This window comes from Deltaproteobacteria bacterium CG11_big_fil_rev_8_21_14_0_20_49_13 (assembly GCA_002796305.1).
In the GTDB taxonomy this organism is placed as follows: domain Bacteria; phylum UBA10199; class UBA10199.
This window is the reverse complement of sequence record PCWZ01000082.1, coordinates 63,023-68,407: the sequence shown is the minus strand read 5'-3', so window position 1 is coordinate 68,407 and position 5,385 is coordinate 63,023. Positions and strand designations below refer to the sequence as shown.

The following is a 5,385-nucleotide window of genomic DNA, read 5'->3' as shown; positions in this document are numbered from 1 at the left end:
GGCAATCCCCCATAAACACTTGATTTATGGAGATTGCTTCGTCGCTGGACGCTCCTCGCAATGACATAACAATGGGTTTATAGAGGTGCCCATGCCTTTATTTGCTCGCTTCAAGATACGCCATGCGTAACTCATAGAGCAGATGTTCAAATAGGTCCGATTCTTCCTTTGTCAAGTTCCCCTTGGTCTTTTCTTTCATCATTTCCAGGATGTCCATGGTCTCCTTGGCAAGGTTTAAGTTCTTCTCCGGCTTTCCGGTCTGGGGGTTCGGCACAAGCCCTAGACTCAGCTGAATCGCACCGGCCAAGGAGAGGAGAAACGTCATAAAATTCACCGGTATTGACTGCCGATCATTTGTCACTGGTTTTTGGTCATTGGTCATTTTTGACCATTACCCCCTTTAAAATATCTTGTCAAGGGGGTCAAAATCGGGATAGGATGCAAGGCAATGAATAAACTTTTTGTTCTCCTATTCGTGCTTCCTGCTTCCTGCTTCCTGCTTCTATCGGCGTCCTGCGCCAAAAAACCGGTGGTGATAGGTCGAGATAATCCGGCGCAGGAAATAGAAAAATGCACCAAGCTCTCAAATAAAAAACACTTTAAAGAGGCCGTAGAGTGTCTGGAGGTCTTTAAGTCGCACTTTCCCAAGAGCGAGTGGGGGGTTGAGGCAGAGCTGTACATTGGCGACAACTATTTCCGTCAGAAAGAATATCTTCTGGCCGCAGATTCATATCAGTCATTCATAAAACTTCACCCGACGCACCCAAAGATAGACTACGCCTATTTTAAAAGCGGTCTTTCCTATCTTAAGCAGACCCCAAAGGCGATAGACCGCGATCAGGAATATCTAGACGCGGCAATGGTCAACTTTGAGATAGTAAAAAGAAACTTTTCCGACAGCGTCTACGCCAACGTCAACAACGAAGATCTTATGGATGCGCGTAAACGCGTTGCCGAAAAGAACTTCTATGTCGGACATTTTTACTACAGGACCGGGGAATATATCGCCGCCATTCCACGTTTTCAGATAGTGGCAAAGGACCATAGAGATTCGGGTCTTGCGGACAAGTCCCTATATTTTATAACACGGGCGAACCTCAAGCTAAGCAGGCTTGAGGATGCTAAGGAGTCTTTTTCTACGCTTTCCGTAGAATATCCGAGCAGCAAGTATGTTAAAGAACTTGAGAACCGTTTGATACGAGCCTCAGAGAAAGAGGCAAAAAAGGATACCCTATGAAAAGAGAGATCCAGGACCTTGTAGAACTAGGCAAACAATATTTTGAGGACAAGGAATACGGCAAGGCCGAACATATATTCAAAAAGGTCGTCCATGAACAGCCCAACTTTGCCGACATTTTGAACCTTTTGGGGGTCATCTGCCACATCGAAGGAAAGTTCGAACAGGCGATGGAGCTTTTCCAGAGGTCATTAAAGATAAACCCGCACTACACGGAAGCCGTCTTGAACCTTGCTGTCCTTTATAACGACCTTGGAAAATATAAAGAGGCAAAGAAGCTCTACACGCACCTTCATAGCTCACAGACGACCAAGCACAAACACATTGAACCGGTGCTTAAGGGAAAGCTTTCTAATCTTCATGCGAATATCGGCGACATTTACAGGAATCTAGGACTTTATGACCACGCCATCGAAGAATACAGGAAGGCGTTGACATTGAACCCGAAGTTCGTTGATATCAAGACCAGTCTTGGCATCGCCTACCGCGAGAACCAGCAATTGAAGGAATCTCTTGCTGAGCTGACCGATGCGGCAAAGATCAATCCCAAATACATTACCGCCAAGATACAATTAGGGGTAACATATTATTCCTCAGGAAAGTTGGCCGAGGCAAAGAAGCAGTGGCACGCGGTCCTCGATAAAGAACCCGGCAACGAATACGCCAAGATGTACCTGAAGCTCTGCGAGCCCAGATAAGGCACCGTTAAAACCAAGGGCACTTTTTTACAATATGCCCATGTGTTTCAATTCCAGCAAACATTTGCTGTCTTTTTTGCTGTTTTTTTGACCTTGACAACATCTCATTTTTGTTTGTATGTTATATGACGTAATTGGACTTTTGCCCCAAAGTTTTGGGACAGTTTACAAAACATAGCATGGTAAAAAATAAAATTAAAATATATGGTTACATTTCAAAGATATTCAATCACGGCTGTTTTTATGGCCGCGGCCTTTCTAATATCGATCTGTTTCGTCCAGAATCTGTATGCCGCCGCCTATTACGTAGAGACCACCGGTACAGATTCGCCATCGGTTGACTGTGCATCGGTAGCAAGCGCCTGCTTAACTATAAGCTATGCTTTCGATAAGGCCGCTGACGGGGACGATATTATCGTTGGGGCAGGGGTCTTTAAGGACTCTCTTCATATCACAAAGTCCGTTAATATTGCCGGAGCCGGCACCGGAGAGACGTTTATTGAAAGTGATGATTATGAATTAGGAGCCATTCTTATTGAACAACTTCTACCTGACGATCCCGCCCCAGCGGTCAGAATTTCTGATCTGACGATTCAAAACAGTGCTAGCCAATATACCGGAGGCATTACTGTAAATGCAGAAAGTCCTCTCGTCCTAGAAAACGTGGTGATCACAAATTGTTCGGGTCAACTAGTCGGCGGACTGTTCACTCGAGGCCCTACAATACTGGAAAACGTTACTATAAACAAGAATACCGGGACCTCCGCAGGCGGAGCCTTTTTTGCATCTAAAAAGGGCTCAACCATTGTAAACAGCACCATTTCCGAAAACTTTGCGGAAAGCGTTGCAGGTGGAATAGCGAACGTAGCCATTCTATATATGGCCAATACAACTGTCAGTGGCAATAAAACCAATGGATCCGCCGGTGGAATAGTGGCAACGGTTTTGCCATATACCCACGATGTTATCCTTTATCTTTCCAATGTTACGATCACTGAAAATCACGCCGATTTTAACGAAGATGGTGACGGCACAACCGGCGGCCTATACGCCGATAATCCGACATCAATTGTAGCACGCAACACGATCATCGCGGGAAACTATGATCACAACCCCGATTCACCGATCGCGGATTGTTTCGGCGCAATATCATCCCCATATGACAACGCGGATTTTGGCGGTTTCAATTTGATCGGCGACTCTACCGGTTGTGTTCTGGACCCGAACATGCCGGGCAATATTTTGAATGAGCCGGCTCTTCTCGGCCCACTCGCGGATAACGGCGGACCAACACGAACGCACGCTCCGGAAGCTGGAAGTCCCGCGATAGACGGCGGAAATAATTTAGATGGCGCGGGGTGCCGTTACTTTGAATTCGATCCGACGATAGACGGCGCGGTTATAACGGATACCTTTCTTATCGGTGATCAGAGGGGGTTCATGCGTCCGGCCGATGGGAACAATGACGGAGCGGCGCGTTGCGATATCGGTGCATACGAAATAGCCTGCGGAAACGGAGTCGTTGAAACGGGCGAAGAATGTGACAACGGTAACTTGGCGAACGACGATGGGTGCGATGCAACCTGCCGCACAGAAGAGCCCCCACCCGGCGATACGGGCGGCGTAGGAAACGATAACAACCCGGCCGATGCAGATCCAGGAATACCACCCGATGGCAGCGTAGATGCTGAAACCGGCGTTACACCAGATGCAGACACAGATACGGGCGGCGTAGGAAACGATAACAACCCGGCCGATGAAACTTCACCCGGAGCCGGGTGTTCACTTATTATCAGAAAATAACGATCTGCCGTATCTAGCCGACCCGTTCATCCTCTTTCCTTACAAAACCTTACAAAAATATCTTTCGAGCATCTAGAAGCATGTCGTCTATTTTTGAAACATCCCCGCCGCCACCCTGGGCCATGTCGGGACGACCGCCGCCTGTACCACCTATGACCGCCGAAAGTTTTTTGACGATATCGCCGGCGCTGAACGCCCCTGTCAGGTCCTTGGTGACAGTGACTATCAGGGATACCTTATCGTTGATAATTGAAGTGAGTATGATGACGCCGCTGCCTATCTTTTGTTTGTGGTGGTCGGCGAGCTCGCGAAGCGCAGGAACGCTCCCACATTCGACCTTTGCCATGATCAGCTTGACCCCGCCTACCTCTTCTATCTTAATATCGGCCTTGGCGTTCAATGAACCCTTCTCGATCTGCTTTTCAAACTGTCTTACCTTTTCGTTCAGCCTCTTGACACGCGCTGGGACCTCGTGAACTCCTATTTTGAGCTCGGAAGCGATATCCTTTAGGCCCTTCTCCATATCATTAACATAAGCCTCAACTCCCGCTCCGGTCACCGCCTCGATCCTGCGAACACCGGATGCCACGCTCGACTCGGAAAGTATTTTGAACATTCCGATATCGCCGGAGCGCGAAACGTGCGTGCCTCCGCAAAGTTCCATCGAGAAGCCTTCTACCTCGACCAGCCTTACTCTCGCTCCATATTTCTCGCCGAAAAATGCAAGAGCCCCTTTCTTTATCGCTTCTTCATGCGGCATTTCGTTGACATTCACCTTAAAGTTCTTCCTGATGGCATCGTTCACATCTGCTTCCACGTTGCTGATCTCTTCATCGGTCATCGCATGAAAATGGCTGAAGTCAAAACGAAGACGCGATGGCCCCACAAGAGAACCCGCCTGTTTAACATGTTCGCCAAGCGTCTCGCGCAGGGTCTTATGGAGCAGATGCGTTGCGGTGTGATTTCTCTTCGTATCGGCCCGCCTGTCACTGTCCACCGCAAGGGTTATCTTTGCGCCTTCCTTCAACTCGCCCGACTCGATAACGCCTTCATGCACTATTATATCGGGAAGCGGCTTCGTTGCGTTCGTAACGGTTATTCCTATTCCGTCCGCCACCGCAACGCCCGCATCTCCCACCTGTCCGCCAGATTCGCCGTAAAAAGGCGTTACATCAGTCACAAACTTTACATTCTTTCCGGAAGGGATGACGGCCAAAACCTTTGCCTCGCACGACTCCTTCTCATAACCCACGAATTTAGAGGCAATGCCTTTAGATTTTAGCTCTTTGTAGACGCCTTCTACCTTTTCTTCGCCGGAACCCTTCCATGCCGCACGGGCTTTTTCGCGCTGGGCGTTCATCTTGTTCTCAAAGCCCTTTTCATCTATCGTCATTCCGTGTTCGGAGGCGATGTCGACCGTAAGATCCTTGGGAAATCCGTAGGTGTCATAGAGCTTGAACGCCACCTCGCCGGGAACAATGGCGCTCTTCTTCTTTTTTAGCGCCTCGAAAGTTTCATCAAGCATTGAAAGACCCTTATCGAGCGTTTCGCAAAAACGATCCTCTTCGTGAGAGATCACCTTTTCAATGAAGACCCTGTGCTGGATGAGTTCCGGATACGCCCCTCCCATTTCGTCTATCACCACGT

General features: G+C 48.5%; 5 protein-coding genes. 3 read left to right on the top strand and 2 right to left on the bottom strand.

Annotated features, from left to right (window positions below; all coding sequences use genetic code 11):
• Positions 1-97: 97 nt before the first annotated feature.
• The gene (locus COV46_08270) at positions 98-382 is read right to left on the bottom strand and encodes a hypothetical protein (protein ID PIR16521.1); all 285 of its coding nucleotides are present in this window, start codon (positions 380-382) and stop codon (positions 98-100) included.
• Between the two features lie 66 nt (positions 383-448).
• On the opposite strand from COV46_08270, the gene COV46_08265 reads away from it, so the two are divergent.
• The 3 genes from COV46_08265 to COV46_08255 all read left to right on the top strand — a co-directional run bounded on the left by COV46_08265 (position 449) and on the right by COV46_08255 (position 3,738).
• Positions 449-1,237, top strand: a complete 789-nt coding sequence (locus COV46_08265) for a hypothetical protein (GenBank protein ID PIR16520.1) — start codon at positions 449-451, stop codon at positions 1,235-1,237.
• Positions 1,234-1,935 carry a hypothetical protein gene (locus COV46_08260; protein ID PIR16519.1) on the top strand — a complete coding sequence of 234 codons (702 nt, stop codon included), beginning with the start codon at positions 1,234-1,236 and terminating at the stop codon, positions 1,933-1,935. Before COV46_08265 ends, COV46_08260 begins: the two co-directional genes overlap by 4 nt.
• 204 nt (positions 1,936-2,139) lie before the next feature.
• Entirely contained in the window at positions 2,140-3,738 is a 1,599-nt protein-coding gene (locus COV46_08255) for a hypothetical protein (GenBank protein PIR16518.1), read from the top strand.
• A 49-nt stretch (positions 3,739-3,787) separates the two neighbouring features.
• Here COV46_08255 and alaS read toward each other — a convergent pair.
• The coding region (gene alaS, locus COV46_08250) for an alanine--tRNA ligase (GenBank protein PIR16517.1) at positions 3,788-5,385 on the bottom strand (1,598 nt) is incomplete at its 5' end.